This window comes from Mycolicibacterium arseniciresistens (genome assembly GCF_030519285.1).
Classification (GTDB): Bacteria; Actinomycetota; Actinomycetes; order Mycobacteriales; family Mycobacteriaceae; genus Mycobacterium; species Mycobacterium arseniciresistens.
Window position 1 is genome coordinate 1 of record NZ_JAUMSQ010000196.1, and the last position, 16,191, is coordinate 16,191.

The window sequence follows — 16,191 nt, forward strand, 5'->3', positions numbered from 1 at the left end:
GTCGCCGCGCGGCCTACAGTCCCGGAGTGGCGAATACGAACAGCGCCATGAATGCGACGTTGATGAAGAACGCGGCCTCCACGAGACCCACGGTGATCAGGAACGGCGTGAACATTCGTGACTGCGCTTCGGGTTGGCGTGCGACGCCCGCGACGAGTTGCGCACCCGCCATGCCGTCGCCGATGCCGGCCCCGATGGCTCCGCCGGCCATCATGATCCCGCCTCCGGCGAGTGCTCCCGCGGTGATGATCGCTCGGACGAGTTCCGGATCTGCGGCCATGTGTTCTCCTGGTGAGTGGACGGGTCGAGCAGGGATTCGACGACAGCGACAACACGCGCCGCACCGTCCTCGCCGGCGATGCCATCAGCGAGTCGCGCTGTGGTGCGACGCAATTCGTGGTCGTTCACAGCCATCCGGATCGCCTCGGCGAGATTGTCCGCGGTGAGTGTGCGCTGCGGGATCGTCGCGGCGCTGGCACCGAGTTCGGCCAGCCGACGTGCCCAGAACGGCTGATCGCCGACGGGGCCGGGCACGGCGATCGTGGGAACGCCTGCTCGGAGCGCTGCCGCGGTGGTCCCTGCGCCGCAATGCTGGACCACCGCACTCATCTGCGGAAAGAGCCATTCGTGGGGCGCTTCACCGATCGTCAGCACATCGTCGCCGTGCACCGCCAGACCCGCCCAGCCGGACTGGACGACTCCGCGCACACCTGCCTGTCGCAACGCGCGCGTGATGATCTCGGCCAGCTCTCGGGCGCGAGGCGCGGTGACCACCGTGCTGCCCAGGCCGACGAACACCGGGGCCGGGCCCGCGGAGAGGAAGTCGGTGAGCGCCCGCGGTGGCTGCCAGCCCGGATCGAGCGGCGGCCACCAGTACCCCACCGTTTCCAGACCGGGTCGCCAGTCGGCGGGCCGTGGCAGAACGGTGGGCGAATAGCCGTGCAGCACAGGCCATCGCATATCGGTGCGGTGGCGTCGAAGTCTCCGCGCCGGGATGGCGGGCAGCCCGAGGTCGCGGCGGAACCCGGCGACGACTCCGCCGTAGAGGCGGTCGACCACCCACGCGCCGGCATCGGCGGCGAACCGGTTGCCTCGTCTTCCCGCCGACCAGGCGCCGAGTACGGACGGCGGGTACGCCGCGGTGGCCGACACCGGCTGCAGTCGCACTCCCAGTGCCGGGATTCCCTTCGCCTCGGCGAGGGGATGGCCCGCCAACTCCGCCAGCGGCGGAAGCAGCAGGATGTCGGCCGGCACATCGCCGAGGGCGTCGAGGACGAGCCGGCCCGTGTTACGCACCCCGCGCCGTCCGAACACCGCGGCGAAGGTCTCTCTCGAGGTGGCGTCGGCGTGGTGGGCGCCGGGGGTGAAGTCGGCGGGCAGGTCGCGGAACTCCAGCCCGCAGTTGGTGACCAGCGCCGCGAACGGTGTGTACGCGGCCACCACGACTCGGTGCCCGGCCGCCCGCAGGCGCACCCCCACACCGGTGAGCGGCGCGACGTCGCCTCGGCTGCCGACCGCGGCGATCGCGACAGTGCTCACCGCGAACCGCCGACGGCGCGGCCGAAGATCTCGACCAGGTCTTCGCCGTACCCGCGCGCGTCGTACCCGGGGTCGCGCAGGATCTTCTCGACGACGGCGTTGACGGCGCCGCGCAGCGCGATCGCCATCGATTCGGCGGGGAACTCGCCGAACTCGCCGGCCCGCTGACCCGCCTGCAGGATCGCCAGCGGGTCCAGCCGGGCCAACTGCTCGGCGAGCTCGTCGCTGAGCCCCAGCTCCTCGACGCGGCGCCCGTCACCGGGCTGGAAGCTCGTCGCCGTGGAGGTCAGCGCCACGAGTGCCACCCGGTGTGTCCTGAAATACCCGATGGTGGAACGGATGTAAGCGTCGAGCTTGCCCGCAGCGGTGGACTCCGCGTCCACCGCCGGAACGACGATCGCGAGCATCGAGCGGTACATGTGCTCGACGATGGCGTCGACGAGATTGTCCTTGCTTCCGAAGTGGTAGAGGACCGCGCTCATCGCGATCCCGACCCGATCGGCGATCTTGCGGATCGACGCCTGCGGATATCCGACCTCGGCGATCACCTCGATCGCGCATCCGACGATCTGTGCCCTGCGCGCTGTTCTGGTGAAGGACTCCGGCCGCGCCGCGGTTGACATGTACCGACCGTAGATCGCGCGAATCGGAATTAGTAGAGGTGATCTGATATCAGATCAAGCGATCAGGTGTACCGGACGAGGTTGACCATGCCCCTACGTCCGGGTGTCTCCTCGGAGTCGTGACACCAGACCCAGCGGCACAGACCCCACACCACGTGACGCACGCCGACTACGCACGCGCCGAACAGATGCTCGGCCCCTACCGGATGCGCCGGTTGCCCGGCAGTTCCGTGCGGCCACAGTGGATCGACGACGGCAGACGCTTCTGGTACCAGGCGGGGTCACGCTTCGTCATGGCGGATCCCGGCAACGGCGCCCGGCGCGACGCGTTCGACCACGACCGGCTGGCCTCCGCGTTGTCGACGGCGTCCGGACACGCGGTGACGGCAGACGATCTGCCGATCACTGCGGTCGAGATCGGGGACACGCTGCAATTCACCGCGTTCGAGTCGCGATGGGAATGGTCGGACGACGCGGGCACCTGCCTCCCGGTCGACGCCGACCGACCCGCGTTCGGCGAGGTGGAGTCCCCGGACAAGTCATGGGCGGCGTTCCGCCGCGACGGCGACATCTGGGTCCGAAGGCGTGACGGTGGGCAGGAGTTCGCCCTCACCGACGATGCCGAGCCACAGTTCGACTACGGCGGACTACCCGAGGCGACCGGGGCGCGGGCGCTGATGCGGATACTCGGTCTGCCCGCACCGTTCGTCGTCTCGTGGTCGCCGGACTCCACCCGGATCCTGGTGCACCGCATCGATCAACGCGACCTGCCCGAGCTGGTCCTGATCGAATCGGCGCCATCCGACGGCGGCCGGCCGGTCGAGCACCGCACCCGGTACACGATGCCCGGCGAGCCGGATCAGGCGACACTGTCGTGGACCGTGCTGGACGTCGTCAACCGCACCGTGGTCCGGCAGCAGGACGGGCCGACCACGATCATGCACCCGACCGCCATCGTCTACGCCTGGTGGACGGGCAAGGCCGGTCATGCCGTGCACTACCTGCACCACTCCCGCGACGCCCGCACCCTGGAACTGCGCCGCCTCGACCCGGCCACGGGCGAATCCACGACGCTGATCGAAGAGACCGGAAGGACCCGCGTCGACCCGACCCCGCAGCTGGGTGAGCCGCCGATGGTGCACATCCTGGACTCCGGCGAGATCCTGTGGTGGTCACAGCGCGACGGGTGGGGACACCTGTACCTCTACTCGGCCGACGGGGAGCAGATCACCCAGGTCACCACCGGGCAGTGGCTCGTCCGTCAGGTGCTGTGGGTCGACGAGGACCGCAGGCAGGTCTGGTTCGTCGCAGGCGGTCTCGTCGACGACGACCCCTACGTCCGCCAGATCTGCCGGATCGCCCTGGACGGAACCGGATTCACCAGGCTCACCGACGACGGCCTCGACCATGACGCCGTCAGCCCGCCCGGCGGCGGGTACATCGTCGACCGGGCGTCCTCGCCGAGCCGACCGCCCCGCGCCGAGGTGCTCGATCGCGACGGGCAGGTTCTGGTCGAGCTCGAGAGCCCGACCACCGATGCCCTGGAAGCCCTCGGATGGGCGCCGCCGGAACGGTTCCGGGCGACCGCCGCGGACGGCAAGACCCCGATCTACGGACTGCTTTGGCGCCCGCACGATTTCGACCCGCAGCGGCGCTACCCGGTGATCGAACACATCTACCCCGGACCGCAGGTCTACCGGGCGGGCCCCTCGTTCAACGAGCCGCACTACGGCGAGCCCGAAGCGTACGCCGCGCTCGGCTTCGCGGTGGTCGCGGTCGACGGACGCGGCAGCGCCGGACGCAGCAAGGCATTCCATGACCACTCCTACGGCGACCTCGGCAACGCCGGTGCTCTGGACGACCACATCGCCGCCATCCGCCAACTGGGGCACCGGTATCCATGGCTCGACACGAGCCGGGTCGGCATCACCGGTCAATCAGCGGGCGCCTTCGCCGCCGCGCGGGCCCTGCTGCTGTACCCCGAGTTCTACGGGGTCGCCGTCGCGGTCTCCGGCAATCATGACAGCGGCGTGAACCTCGCCATGTGGGCCGAGCACTACCACGGTGACGTGAGCCCCGAGGGCAAGCGGGCGATCTCCAACACGACCCTGGCGGAGAATCTCCGCGGCAAGCTGCTGCTCATCCACGGCGAGCTCGACGACAACGCACACCACTACCAGACGCTTCGCCTGGTCGATGCGCTCATCAAGGCGGACAAAGACTTCGACCTGCTCATCATTCCGGGCGCCGAACACGCCCTGGTCGGTCGCCAACACTACTTCTTCCGCCGCACCTGGGATTACTTCGTCCGGCACCTGCACGGCACGGAGCCACCCGGCTACCGGCTCGCACCCCTGCCGATGCCGGCCCTAGGGGGCTGAGGCCCGCAGGATTCGCCCCGCCCGGCCGAGCACGTCGAGCTGCGCGGAGTTGTACAGCTCCGACATCGCCTCGGCGATCGTCTCGTCGGCGAAGCGCGCCCCGCCGGGTGCGTCCGTGCGGACGTCGCGCAGGCCGGGGTGCGCCGCATAGAGCGCGCGGATGTAGGGGACGATGCGTTCGGCCATGTCCTGGCGCGTCGACTCATCGGCGTCGACGGGCAGGTGGTCGAAGGCGGAGACCGATGGCTCGTCGGGAGCATTCTGCAGAAGGTCGGCGTAGACCTCCATGCCTTTCGGCCCGAGGACCCGGGTCAGGACGACGACCAGTGAGCGATCGGCTTCGGACAGCTTGGCCACCGCGTCCGGCGGGACGAACTCCGGCGGCAGGTCGGTCGGTGCGGAGCGCTCCAAGATGAGGCCGAGCTCGTCGCGCGCCCGCTGCAGCCGTTCGATCGTGCCGGCGAGCTCGGCGTCGAGATCCCGCAGGGCTTCTTCGGGATGGTCATCGGTGTCACCCATGGCGGCGATCTGGGGCAGCGAGAACCCCAGGTCGGTGAGCCGCTTGATTCGCACCAGCCGGACGAGGTGGGCGACGCCGTACTGCTTGTAGCCGTTGGAGCGGCGTTCGGGCTCGGCGAGCAACCCGACCTGGTGGTAGTGCCGTACCGCCCGCAGGCTGGTGCCTGCGAGTTCGGCGATCTCCCGGGTGCTCCACGCCACCGGCCCATTCTGGTTCACGACGAGCCGACTTGACCATGCCGCAACGTCCGAGTGTCCACTCGGTGCCATGGCACACGAGCACATCACCGCAGCCGGGAACGCAGCCCGGAACGCAGCGGAAACCGGGGAGCACACCGACGTCACTCTGCTGGACCGGATGGGCGGGGTGTCGGGGCTGGTGTACGCCGGTGTCCCCACCTTCGTCTATGTGATCGTCAATGCGGTCGCGGGCCTGAACGCGGCGGCCCTGGCCGCGGTGGGCGCGGCTGTCGGCCTGATCGTGTTGAGGGCGATCCGCAAGGAGGCGGTCCAGCCGGCGGTCTCGGGACTGTTCGGTGTCGTTCTCGCGGCGCTGATCGCCCTGTACACCGGGTCCGCCGAGGGCTACTTCCTACCGGGCATCTGGGTGAGTCTGGTGCTCGCAGTGGCGTTCGCGGTCTCCGTGCTGGTGCGCCGGCCGTTGGTCGGGGTGATCTGGAACCTGCTCACCAGCCGTGATCCGAACCGTTCATGGCGTTCGGACAAGCGTGCCGTCCACGCGTTCGATGTGGCGACGCTCGCGTTCGTGGCGGTGTTCGCCGCGAGGTTCGCCGTCCAGGAGTGGCTCTACGACGCCGGTTTCACCGGCTGGCTGGCCTTCGCGCGGATCGCGATGGGTTATCCACTGCTCGCCGTGGCACTCCTCGTGACCTACTGGGCGGTGCGCCGCGCACGTGGCTGGAAGCGCGGCCGTAGCCTGAACGGATGACTCCCGCGGCGGGCTCGCAGTCGGGTCGGTTCCACCGCGGCGGGCAGGGCGTCCGGTGGCGCGAACGCAGCAGACTTGTTCGCGTGGTGCGTCTTTGGCGCACCCGCAACCCGCGGACCTTCCGGGAGAAGGTGCGCTACAAGATGCTGCGCGACCACCGCGCGCTCGTGGTCACCTTCGCGGACAAGGCGGCGGTACGCGGCCACGTCGGGTCGATCGTGGGGGAACGGTACCTTCCGCGGGTGTACGCGATCGTCGACGACCCGGCCGCGTTACGGGACCTCGATCTGCCCGACGCTTACGTGGTGAAGCCGACGCACGGTAGCGGCGCCGCCGTCGTCGTCTCCGGAAGTGCTCCTGTCGAGGCGCGTCTGCCGACCGAGCCGGGGAGTTGGGTGTACCGCCACGTCAGGCCCGAGGCCGCGGCTCGGGAACACATCATCCGGATCGCGAAGGGCTGGGTGGCACAGCTCTACGGTCAGGGTCCGAACCGCGAATGGGTGTACGGGCGGATCACCCCGCGGATCATCGTCGAGGAGATGCTCGCAGGCGCCGACGGCGCCATCCCGGACGACTACAAGTTCTTCGTCTTCCACGGCCGCTGCGCCTTCGTCCAGGTCGACGGCGGACGGTTCGGCTCGCGGACGATGGACTTCTTCCGACCTGACTGGCAGCACCTACCGTTGCGCGGCGGACCGCCGTGGGCACATCCCGAGCCCGTTGCGCCCGACTGCCTGGCGGAGATGATCGATCTGTCCGAAAGGCTGGGCGCCGGTACCGACTTCGTCCGTGTCGATGTGTACGACGTCGACGGGCGGATCGTCTTCGGTGAGCTCACCAGCTTCCCCGCGGGAGGTGACAGCCCGTTCGACCCCGAATCGTTCGACCTGGAGTTCGGCCGTCCCTGGACTGTCCCAAGGCGCTACCGGTAGGACAGACTGTCGCCATGGGCATGTTCTCCTCATCTGACGGCGGCGACGAACTGCGGGACCGCGTGGCACAACTGGAACATCGCGTCGCGTTGCTGGAGCGGGCGGTGCGCGGCTACGGCATTCCGATCCCCGTCGCGTACGAAGGGGCGCCGTCGGAGGCGCAGGTCAGCCCGAAGGTGCGCCAGCTCGTGATGGACGGCAAGAAGCTCGAAGCGATCAAAGCCCTCGTCGACGAGACCGGGATGGGACTCAAGGACGCCAAGGACATCGTCGACCGGCTGTAGCGCGTCAGACCCGGACGGTCACCGGCGCCACGTTCCAGATGTCGTCGCAGTACTGGGCGATGGCCCGGTCCGACGAGAACTTGCCACTGCGGGCGGAGTTCAGGATCGACATCCGGGTCCATGCGTCGGTGTCCTGCCACGCCTCGCTCACCCGCTGCTGGCACTGCGCGTACGCCGCGTAGTCCGCCAGCACGAGGAACGGGTCGCTGTAGGTCAGCGAGTCCACCAACGGCCGGAACACGTCGGTGTCTCCGTGCGAGAAGTGTCCACTCGAGATCAGGGAGAGGACCGCCCGGAGCTCCCCGTCGGCCTCGATGTGGTCCGCCGGCCGGTAACCCTGCGCCTTGACGCGTTCCACCTCCTCGACCGTCAAGCCGAACAGGAAGAAGTTCTCCTGCCCTGCCTCCTCGCGGATCTCGACGTTGGCGCCGTCGAGTGTGCCGATGGTCAACGCACCGTTGATCATGAACTTCATGTTCCCGGTGCCCGACGCTTCCTTGCCCGCCGTGGAGATCTGCTCCGACAGGTCGGCCGCCGGATAGATCAGATGGGCGTTCTGCACGTTGAAGTTCGGCACGAACGCCACCTTGATGTGGTCGTTGACGTCGGGGTCGTTGTTCACGGTCTCGCCGACGGCGTTGATGAGCTTGACGATCCGCTTCGCGATGAAGTATCCGGGCGCGGCCTTGCCGCCGAAGATGAAGGCGCGCGGTGCGATGTCGAGGCCGGGATTCTGCTTGAGCCGGTGGTACAGCGCGACGATGTGCAGCACGTTGAGGTGCTGGCGCTTGTACTCGTGGATCCGTTTGACCTGGATGTCGAACAACCAGCTCGGGTCGAGGTCCACACCGGAGGTCGACCTGATGTAGTCGGCGAGCCGGGACTTGTTCGCACGCTTGATGTCCCGCCACCGCTGCTGGAACTCCGGATCGTCGACGTGGCGCTCCACCTCGGTCAGCCCGCTCAGGTCCGACATCCAGCCGGCGCCGATCGTGTCGTCGAGCAGCCGGCGCAGTCCCGGGTTGGCGAGCGCCAGGAACCGCCTCGGCGTGACACCGTTGGTGACATTGGTGAACCGCTCCGGCCAGAGCTCGTAGAAGTCCTTGAGCACACTGGCCTTGAGCAGATCGGAGTGCAGCGCAGCAACACCGTTGACGGCGTGGCTGCCGACGGTGGCGAGGTGAGCCATCCGGACACGCTTGCCGCCGTCCTCGTCGATCAGCGACATCCGGCGGACGCGGTCACCGTCGCCGGGGAAGCGCAGACGCACTTCGTCGAGGAAGCGGTGGTTGATCTCGTAGATGATCTCCAGGTGCCGCGGCAGTGATTCGCCGAACAGCGCCAGCGGCCAGGTCTCGAGGGCCTCGGGCAGCAGCGTGTGGTTCGTGTAGCCGAAGGTGGCCACGGTGATCGCCCACGCCTCGTCCCAGTCGAGATGTCGTTCGTCGACCAGGATGCGCATGAGCTCGGCGACGCCGATGGACGGATGGGTGTCGTTGAGCTGCACGGCGAACTGCTGCGGGAGGTCGTGCACGGAGCGGTCACTGAGATCCTCGACGATGTGCACGATGTGCTGCAGTGAGCACGACACGAAGAAGTACTGCTGCAGCAGTCGAAGCCGCTTGCCGATGTCCGGCTCGTCGTTGGGGTAGAGGATCTTGGTGACGGTCTCGGAGGTCACCTCTTCCTCGACCGCCCGGTAGTAGTCGCCGGTGTTGAACGCCTCCAGCGCGAACGACTCGACGGCACGCGCGCTCCACAGCGTGAGCACGTTGCAGGTGTTCACCGCGTGGCCCTGGACGGGTGTGTCGTAGGCGACGCCCTTGATCACGCGGTCGGGCAGCCAGCGCACCCGGTGGCGGCCTGCGTCGTCGGTGTAGTGCTCGGTGTGCCCGCCCCAGTTCACCCGGTAGTTCACGTCGGGTTTGGCGATTTCCCATGGGTTTCCGTTGACGAGCCAGTTGTCGGTCTTCTCGACCTGCCAGCCGTCGTGGATCTCCTGGTCGAAGATGCCGAACTCGTAGCGGATGCCGTAGCCGATCGCCGGGCGCTCCAGGGTGGCCAGCGAATCGAGGTAGCACGCGGCGAGCCGACCGAGGCCGCCGTTGCCGAGGCCGGGCTCCTCCTCGCATGCCAGCACCTCGTCGATGTCCTGCCCCAGGATGCCCAGCGCCTCGCGGGCCGCCGCCTCGATCCCGAGGTTGAGCAGGTTGCTGCCGAGCTGGGGGCCCATCAGGAACTCGGCCGACAGGTAGCACGTCACCTTCCTGCCGAGATCCATCGACGTCTGGGTGGAGGCCACGCGGTTGTCCTGCATGCGGTCGCGCACCGCCAGGGCCAGGGCCCGGTAGTAGTGCTCCGGCTTCAGCGCGGCGGCCGGCCGGCCGATCGAGTACCGCAGGTGGTCCTGCACGGACTGTTTGAGCGCATCCACGTCCATCCCGGTGCGCACGCTGCGCGCGGGAGTCGGCTGCGGGGTGTGAACGAGGTCGGTCATCGCGCTCCTGTGCAGGCTTCGTCGTAGCTGGCGGGTTGCCGCATTGTGGCAGTCGCGCGTGGACGACCGACGCCGTGGACGTTAACGCCCGATGGCGTCGGCGCGCGGGGTCAGGACGGACCGGCGAGGGCGCGCACGAGCATGTCGACGAGCTTGTCGAGGTAACCGGGCTCGGCGTCGGCGTCGCGGACGGTCAACCGCCAGTAGACCGGGGCGCCGATCAGATCGAGGGCGATGTCCAGGTCGGTGTCGGGCGCCAACTCGCCGCGGCGCATCGCCCGCTGCAGCATGACTGCGCCGCGGTCCCGGCGAGGCCGGCCGATCATGCCCTCCACCAGGTCGCTCAGTTCCGGATTGCGGGCCATCTCGGCGACCAGGTCGGGAAGGATCCGGGAGAAGCGGGGGTGTGACAGCCAGCGGGCCACCGCGTCGAGGGATTCCCTGAGATCCCCGCGCAGCGAACCGGTGTCCGGCGCCGCGGCCTGGTCGATGCTGAACTCGGCCAGCACCGCCAGCGCCATCTCCTGCTTGGACGACCACCGCCGGTACAGCGCGCTCTTCCCGACACCGGCCCGTTTCGCGACCGCCTCCATCGACAACCGGGCGTACCCGAGGTCGGCCAGCTCGTCCAGGACGGCCTCGGTGATCGACGCGGTGACCGTCGGCTGCAGGACTGCGGCTCCGGTGGGCGGGCGGCGTGGCATGGACTGGACGATACCGTCCCGTCCCGAGTACGGTCAGCGTCGGGACGGTACCGTATCGTCCATACCGAGGAGGTCTGACATGCAACCCGTCGAACTCGTCGACTGCGCACTCGAGCTGCTGGTGAGGCAGGACATGGCCGGCTTCGCCGACCTGTGGGCCGACGACGGCGTGATCGAGTTCCCCTTCGCCGCGCCGGGCTATCCCGAGCGCGTGGTCGGCCGAGAAGCCGTCGCGGAGTACATGCGCGGATATCCGGATCTGCTCCGAATCGAGGAATTCCCGCACAAGGTCGTCCACGAGACCGTCGATCCGGGGGTGGTGATCGTGGAGTTCGAGGCGGCGGGCACCGTCGTCGCGTCCGGGGCGCCGTACCGGATGCGGTACATCGCCGTGATCACCGCGCGCGACGGCCGGATCCAGAGCTACCGCGACTACTGGAGCCCCCTGGCCGCCGCCGAGGCGATGGGCGGCGCGGAACAGTTGGAGTCGTTCGGCGGCGTTCGGCGATGAACGACGTGCTGGTACTGGGTGCGAGCGGGACGACCGGTCGCCGGGTGGCGGCCGTCCTGACAGCGCGCGGCGTCCCCGTCCGGTCGGCGACGCGGACGCCGACGGCGCCGGGTCAGGTGCGGTTCGAGTGGGTCGACCGCACCACTCACACGTCGGCGCTCGACGGCGCCGGCTCCGTGTACCTGGTCGCGCCGCCGGGCGAAGCCGATCCGGCGCCCCTGGTCGAGCCGTTCCTGGAGGAGGCGCGCAGGTGCGGCGTGCGCCGCGTCGTGCAACTCAGTTCGTCCGCGCTGCCCGAAGGAGCGCCCGGCCTGGGAGAGGTGCACCGACTCGTCCGGTCGACGATGCCCGAGTGGGCCGTCCTGCGCCCGTCGTGGTTCATGCAGAACTTCACCGGTGATCACCTCGTCGCGCAGGGAGTGCGCGACGGCGAGATCGTCACAGCCACCGGCGACGGCCGGGTGGCGTTCATCGATGCCGACGACATCGCAGCCGTCGCCGCCCACGCACTCACCGACCCGGTCGCGCACAACACCGAACACATCCTCACCGGTCCGCGGGCGCTGGGCTACGACGAGGCCGCGATGATCGTCGCCCGACACCTCGGCCGCCCGGTGCGGCACCGATCGGTGTCGGCGGAGGAGCACGCCGGACACGTCGCCGCCGGCGGGATTCCGCTGGAATTCGCCCGGATACTCTCCGCGCTCGACGTCGACATCGCCGGTGGCGCCGAAGACCGCGTCACCCGCACCGTCGAGGACGTCACCGGCCGCCCCGCGCGCACCTTCGAGGAGTTCTGCGCCCGCAGCTTCCGATGTGCGCAAGCGATGTGACGGAGGTCCGCCGGTCCGTAGGGTGAAGGAGTGCCTCTCGTGCTCGGTCCCGCGCTCCGCCATGTCGGTGAGACGACCGCATCGGTGTGGGTGCAGACCGAGCAGGCGGCCACCGTCACCGTCCTCGGCTGCTCGGCGCCGACGTTCAACGTGCAGGGCTACCACTACGCCCTCGTCCAGGTGACCGGACTGACCCCCGACTCGGTCACCGAGTACCGGGTCCACGTGGACGGCCGGCAGGTGTGGCCGGTCGACGACGCGCCGTATCCGCCGAGCGTCATCCGGACGCGCGGCCCGGAATCCGCGCCGCGGGTGCGCGCGATCTTCGGATCGTGCCGGTACCCGAAGACCGAGGACGACAAGGTCGACTCCAAGCTGGGTCGCGACGCCCTCGATTCGTATGCGACCCGCATGGCCGGACAACCGATCGAGGCGTGGCCGGATGCCCTCATCCTGCTGGGCGACCAGCTCTACGCCGACGAACTCACACCGGAATCGCGAGAACAGCTGGCGGGCAAGCGAACTCGGCGCAAATCGAACGGCGGGCGGCCTCCGGACGAAGTCGTCAGCTTCGCCGAATACGAACGGCTGTATCGCCATTCGTGGGGTGACCCCGAGATCCGGTGGCTCATGTCGACCGTACCCACCGCGATGATCTTCGACGATCACGACATCCGCGACGACTGGAACACATCCGAGGCATGGCGGACTGATGTCAAGAAGATGCCCTGGTGGCGCGACCGGATACGCGCCGGGCTGGCCTCGTACTGGGTGTACCAGCACCTGGGCAACCTCAGCCCCGCAGACCTCGCTGACAATGTGGACTATCAGCGGCTGGTCGCGGCGGAGGGCGACACCTGGCCGCTCCTGACCGATCTCGCCGACCGTGCCGACGAGGAGGTCGACGACAGCAAAGGCGTCCGTTTCAGTTACCGATGGGATCTCGGCCGCACCCGATTGATCATGGTCGACTCGCGTAACGGACGGATCCTCGAGTCGGGTAACCGCATGATGATCGGCGAACGGGAATTCGCCTGGCTCGAGGGCGAAGCCACCGACCGCCTCGACGACGTCGACCACCTGATGATCGCCTCGTCGCTGCCGTGGCTGCTGCCGCCGGTCATCAGCGATCTGCAGATGGTGAATGAGCAGGCCGCCAACCGCCCTGGCAGACGCGGCCGACTCGCCGAGAAGATCAGGCGTGCCGGTGATCTCGAGCACTGGGCGGCGTTCCTGAAGTCGTTCCTGCGCCTGACCGGGCTGATCACCCGGGTGGCCGGCGATCCCGCCGGGCCGGCGACGGTCAGTGTGCTCTCCGGCGATGTCCACCACAGCTACGCCGCGCGCGCACAACTGGCCGGCCTGCAGGCGGGGCGAGGTGCCACTGTGCATCAACTGGTCTGCTCACCGGTGCACAACTACGTGCCCGCGGCGGTGAAGCCGGCGTTCCGCCTGGGGTGGTCGCGGCCGGTGGCCCGGCTCACCCGGCGATGGGCCCGGCACCGCGATCTGCCCGACCTCCCCGTGAGCTGGACGAACACCTGCGGCCCGCTGTTCGGCAACACCATCGCCACCATGGAGGCGGATGGCCGGCGTGCCGAGGTGTTCTTCGAACAACCGAGCGGGCCCGCAACCCTGGACGAGGCCGGCCGGGTGCCCCTCACCCGCCCGGCGCCGTCGTCGGTGGCGGTCACATCGAGTAGCGACTCACCTTCTGCGGGCGGATGACGAGGCGCACCTGGTCCTGCGCGAGGATCTCGGCGAGGTCGGCCGCCCGGCCGGCGTCCTCGAGATCCCAATAGCGCGCGGCGAGTCGGGCGGCGAGGTCGTGCGCTCCGTCGGACTCGACCGTGACCGGTCCGGCGACCGACACCCAGCGTTCGCGCTCACCCACCGGTGCGGCGACGACGAGCGACGCGCGCGAATCCTCCTGCAGGCGGCGCATCTTCGCGGTGTCCGGTCCGGTGAACAGCTGCACGGTGCCGTCGTCGGCGACGTCGAACCACACCGGGCGCGGCTGGGGTGGGCGCGGCCCCGCGGCCACCGACAGGAAGCCGTAGAGCGGGCGCCGGAGGAACTCGCGATCCTCGGTGGTCAATTCGTCGGCGCTCATCGCCGCCACGCCCCCGCCACGGCCGTCCGCAGCACATAGTCCTCGAAGGTGCGGGGCGGGCGGCCCAGCACGGTGGCGACGCCGTCGGTCGTGTCGGCGAGGAGGCCGCGCTGCATCAACACGAACATCTCGGCGACGTGGTGGGCGTCGTCCTCGCTCACGCCCTCCGCGACCAGACCCGCCGCGTACTCGTCGGCGGAGATCTGCTTGTAGGAGATCGGCAGCCCCGCCGCCCGGGAGATCATCTGCACGGCTTCATCGAAGGTGATCGACCGCGGACCCGTGAGCTCGTAGATCCGTCCGTCGTGCCGCCCCGGCTCGGTCAACACCGTGGTGGCGACGTCGGCGACGTCCTCGAGGTCGATGAACGGCTCGGGCACCTCGCCCGCCGGCAGCGCCAGAGTGCCGGCCAACAGCGGCGCATGCCAGAGCTCCTCGTCGAAATTCTGGGCGAAGTTGTTGGGTCGCAGCACGGTCCACGCGAGGGCCGAGCCACGCACGGCGTCCTCCGCGTCGCGCATGTCCAGGCCGAACGCGGAGTCGCCCCAGCTGTCGGCGCCACGCCCGGACAGCAGGACGAGGCGCTGCACACCTGCGGCCTCGGCACGGGCCACGAAGTCGTGCGCGGGTCCGGGAGTGCCGTCCGGCAGTGGCGGCGCGACGATGTAGGCGGCGCTGACTCCCCGCAGGACCGCATCCCAGGTGCCGGGGTCGGACCAGTCGAACGGGATCTCGGTGGACCTCGCCGCGGCACGCACGGGTGCGCCGCGCAACCGCAGCCGGGCGACGATGCGCCGGCCGGTCTTGCCGGTTCCACCGAGGACGAGGTTGGTCTTGCTGCTCATGTGACCTATTGAACGGCCCTGAGCCGGACACTTCCATGGGTACGAAGCCGAGATACATGTCCAATCGTCTAACTTCGCGAGCATGGACGCGTTCGGTGACCTCTTCCGTGGAGTACGGGCCAACGGCTCTCTGTTCGGCAGCAGCACGCTGTCGCCGCCATGGGCGCTGCACTTCGTGGACGGCGCGCCGCTCACCCTGTGCACCGTCCTGGGTGGTCAGGGTTGGATCGTGCCCGAGGACGGCCGGCCCGAGCCGCTCCACGCCTACGAGACGGTCGTCGTGCGGGGTCCCGGAACTTTCACGTTCGTCGACGAACTGGACACCGTGGCGGAGCCGATCGCGTGCGGCGAGCACTGTGCGACGCCCGAACAGGGCGGTACCCGGCACCGCCTCGGCTGGACCGACAACCGCGACGACGGCGGCACGACCCTGATCGTCGGCGCCTATCCGGTGCGCGGAGAGATCAGCCGGCGGCTTCTCGATGCGCTGCCCGTCGTGCTGCGGGTGGAAGCCGGCGGCACGGGAGACCCGGTGCTCGATCACCTCGCCGCGGAGGTCGCCGTCGACGCCCCCGGCCAGCAGGTGGTGCTGGACCGCCTGCTGGACTGGATGCTGGTGTGCACGCTGCGCGAGTGGTTCGACCGGCCCGGCGGCGAGCCACCGGCGTGGTGGGCGGCCCAGCGTGATCCGGTGGCCGGCGACGCGCTGCGCCTGCTGCACGCCGACCCGGCCGCGCCGTGGACGGTCGCCACGCTGGCCGACCGTGTCGGGGTGTCACGCTCGACGCTGGCCAAGCGCTTCACCGACCTGGTCGGCGAACCCCCGTTGACCTACCTCACCCGCTGGCGCATGACGCTCGCGGCCGACCTGCTGATCGAGCGGAAGGGCGCGACCGTCTCCGACATCGCCGGCACCGTCGGGTACTCCGATCCGTTCGGGTTCAGCGCAGCGTTCAAACGGGTCCGCGGCGTCAACCCGAGCGAGTTCCGGCGGGCCTCGGCCGAGGCGCTGCCGACCGGCTGAGCGGGCACCTGTGTTAGCTGCATCGGTGCTGACATCGGCAGGCTGCGGGCCCGAGTCACGACACGGATACGGCTCCGTCACAAGCCAAGCTCGCTTGGGCGTCAACCTCGCAACCACTTCTGGCGTTGTGTAGACGGGCATTACGGTGTGCTCTACGGTTGCGCCACAGGAAATTTTCGTCGCAGTCATTTTGAGCAGAGTTGAAGGAGTCGCCGGCGATGAGCACCTTTGGTCGGATTGCTGTGAGAGTAGTTGCCGGTGCGGGCCTATGCGTGGCCGGCATGGCGTTGGCCCCACACGCGGCAGCCGCCCCGTTGAAGACGGGCGGATACCAGTGTGTGGACCAGGCCTCCGGCGCACCGGCGGCTCCCGCCGCACCGGCGGCTGCGGGTGCGGCGCCGGTGTGCAGTGCTGCCGCGGTTCAAGCCGCAGGGGCC

The 16,191-nt window shown here is 69.2% G+C and carries 16 protein-coding genes; 8 read left to right on the plus strand and 8 right to left on the minus strand.

Translation table 11 applies throughout. The features are described 5' to 3' along the window. Window positions 1-13 precede the first annotated feature (13 nt). Genes Q2100_RS21390 through Q2100_RS21400 form a run of 3 tightly spaced genes read right to left on the minus strand, consistent with a single transcriptional unit; the run spans window position 14 to window position 2,162 of the window. Window positions 14-280 (minus strand): F0F1 ATP synthase subunit C, encoded by a 267-nt coding sequence (locus Q2100_RS21390; RefSeq protein WP_264012553.1) that lies wholly within the window; start codon window positions 278-280, stop codon window positions 14-16. Then, complete coding sequence (locus Q2100_RS21395) at window positions 211-1,539, minus strand: glycosyltransferase (RefSeq protein ID WP_302915673.1); 1,329 nt, start codon at window positions 1,537-1,539, stop codon at window positions 211-213. Before Q2100_RS21395 ends, Q2100_RS21390 begins: the two co-directional genes overlap by 70 nt. After that, window positions 1,536-2,162 carry a TetR/AcrR family transcriptional regulator gene (locus Q2100_RS21400; RefSeq protein WP_302915674.1) on the minus strand — a complete coding sequence of 209 codons (627 nt, stop codon included), beginning with the start codon at window positions 2,160-2,162 and terminating at the stop codon, window positions 1,536-1,538. The genes Q2100_RS21395 and Q2100_RS21400 overlap by 4 nt, the downstream gene beginning before the upstream one ends. A 188-nt stretch (window positions 2,163-2,350) precedes the next feature. Between Q2100_RS21400 and Q2100_RS21405 the strand changes: the two genes are divergently transcribed. Next, window positions 2,351-4,543: a S9 family peptidase gene (locus tag Q2100_RS21405; RefSeq protein ID WP_328518131.1), complete on the plus strand. Its 2,193-nt coding sequence runs from the start codon at window positions 2,351-2,353 to the stop codon at window positions 4,541-4,543. On the opposite strand, the gene Q2100_RS21410 is transcribed toward Q2100_RS21405, so the two are convergent. Further along, complete coding sequence (locus tag Q2100_RS21410) at window positions 4,532-5,263, minus strand: helix-turn-helix domain-containing protein (protein WP_302915676.1); 732 nt, start codon at window positions 5,261-5,263, stop codon at window positions 4,532-4,534. The genes Q2100_RS21405 and Q2100_RS21410 overlap by 12 nt on opposite strands. A 67-nt stretch (window positions 5,264-5,330) precedes the next feature. Between Q2100_RS21410 and Q2100_RS21415 the strand changes: the two genes are divergently transcribed. Genes Q2100_RS21415 through Q2100_RS21425 form a run of 3 tightly spaced genes read left to right on the plus strand, consistent with a single transcriptional unit; the run spans window position 5,331 to window position 7,227 of the window. Continuing rightward, entirely contained in the window at window positions 5,331-6,011 is a 681-nt protein-coding gene (locus Q2100_RS21415; RefSeq protein ID WP_302915677.1) for a DUF3159 domain-containing protein, read from the plus strand. Further along, window positions 6,008-6,943, plus strand: coding sequence for an ATP-grasp fold amidoligase family protein (locus tag Q2100_RS21420; protein ID WP_302915678.1), 936 nt, complete (start codon window positions 6,008-6,010; stop codon window positions 6,941-6,943). Before Q2100_RS21415 ends, Q2100_RS21420 begins: the two co-directional genes overlap by 4 nt. A gap of 14 nt (window positions 6,944-6,957) precedes the next feature. Beyond that, window positions 6,958-7,227: a ribosomal L7/L12 family protein gene (locus Q2100_RS21425; protein WP_302915679.1), complete on the plus strand. Its 270-nt coding sequence runs from the start codon at window positions 6,958-6,960 to the stop codon at window positions 7,225-7,227. 4 nt (window positions 7,228-7,231) lie between these two features. Here the strand turns inward: Q2100_RS21425 and Q2100_RS21430 are convergent, their stop codons facing one another. Together Q2100_RS21430 and Q2100_RS21435 are read right to left on the minus strand one after the other, a co-directional pair. Beyond that, window positions 7,232-9,724, minus strand: coding sequence for a glycogen/starch/alpha-glucan phosphorylase (locus Q2100_RS21430; protein WP_302915680.1), 2,493 nt, complete (start codon window positions 9,722-9,724; stop codon window positions 7,232-7,234). A 110-nt stretch (window positions 9,725-9,834) separates the two neighbouring features. After that, a complete protein-coding gene (locus tag Q2100_RS21435; protein WP_302915681.1) occupies window positions 9,835-10,428 on the minus strand; it encodes a TetR/AcrR family transcriptional regulator in 594 nt (197 codons plus the stop codon). Between the two features lie 79 nt (window positions 10,429-10,507). Here Q2100_RS21435 and Q2100_RS21440 point away from each other — a divergent pair, with 79 nt between their 5' ends. Genes Q2100_RS21440 through Q2100_RS21450 form a run of 3 tightly spaced genes read left to right on the plus strand, consistent with a single transcriptional unit; the run spans window position 10,508 to window position 13,500 of the window. After that, window positions 10,508-10,939 (plus strand): nuclear transport factor 2 family protein, encoded by a 432-nt coding sequence (locus tag Q2100_RS21440; RefSeq protein WP_302915682.1) that lies wholly within the window; start codon window positions 10,508-10,510, stop codon window positions 10,937-10,939. Further along, a complete protein-coding gene (locus tag Q2100_RS21445) occupies window positions 10,936-11,772 on the plus strand; it encodes an NAD(P)H-binding protein (RefSeq protein ID WP_302915683.1) in 837 nt (278 codons plus the stop codon). Before Q2100_RS21440 ends, Q2100_RS21445 begins: the two co-directional genes overlap by 4 nt. Window positions 11,773-11,802: 30 nt before the next feature. Beyond that, on the plus strand, window positions 11,803-13,500 hold the full coding sequence (locus tag Q2100_RS21450) for an alkaline phosphatase D family protein (RefSeq protein WP_302915684.1): 1,698 nt from the start codon (window positions 11,803-11,805) through the stop codon (window positions 13,498-13,500). Here the strand turns inward: Q2100_RS21450 and Q2100_RS21455 are convergent. Beyond that, the gene (locus Q2100_RS21455; RefSeq protein WP_302915685.1) at window positions 13,463-13,885 is read right to left on the minus strand and encodes a pyridoxamine 5'-phosphate oxidase family protein; all 423 of its coding nucleotides are present in this window, start codon (window positions 13,883-13,885) and stop codon (window positions 13,463-13,465) included. The two genes, Q2100_RS21450 and Q2100_RS21455, sit on opposite strands and share 38 nt — an antisense overlap. After that, entirely contained in the window at window positions 13,882-14,730 is an 849-nt protein-coding gene (locus Q2100_RS21460; protein ID WP_302915686.1) for an NAD(P)H-binding protein, read from the minus strand. Before Q2100_RS21460 ends, Q2100_RS21455 begins: the two co-directional genes overlap by 4 nt. Before the next feature lie 82 nt (window positions 14,731-14,812). Here Q2100_RS21460 and Q2100_RS21465 point away from each other — a divergent pair, with 82 nt between their 5' ends. Then, window positions 14,813-15,754 carry an AraC family transcriptional regulator gene (locus Q2100_RS21465; RefSeq protein ID WP_302915687.1) on the plus strand — a complete coding sequence of 314 codons (942 nt, stop codon included), beginning with the start codon at window positions 14,813-14,815 and terminating at the stop codon, window positions 15,752-15,754. Window positions 15,755-16,191 lie beyond the last annotated feature (437 nt).